The following is a 247-nucleotide window of genomic DNA, read 5'->3' as shown; positions in this document are numbered from 1 at the left end:
CCCCAACAGCACGTACAACGCGAAGCTCGGCGCGCCCGTCGCGGTGACGGGCGCGGCCACGGACATCGGCCCGAACGGCCAGCCGCGCGTGATCGTCGGTCCGCAGATGATGGAGCGCACCGAGCAGATCAACGAGAGCGTGCGCATGGGCTACGCGATCACGGATCACGTCGACGCGACGCTCACACTCGGCCATTGGGAAAACCACTACAAGGACCGCGCGCAGACGTTTCTGACGGACGCCGCG

1 pseudogene is annotated in these 247 nt (G+C 67.6%); it reads left to right on the top strand.

From position 1 onward, the window contains the following. Nucleotides 1–247: pseudogene (locus SB753_RS40085) on the top strand (TonB-dependent receptor); the annotation flags it as partial.

Origin of the sequence: Paraburkholderia sp. SIMBA_053 (assembly GCF_046534895.1) — a bacterium.
In the GTDB taxonomy this organism is placed as follows: Bacteria; Pseudomonadota; Gammaproteobacteria; order Burkholderiales; family Burkholderiaceae; genus Paraburkholderia; species Paraburkholderia caledonica.
The sequence above is the reverse complement of the archived record's forward strand: the minus strand, read 5'-3'. Positions and strand labels throughout refer to the sequence as shown.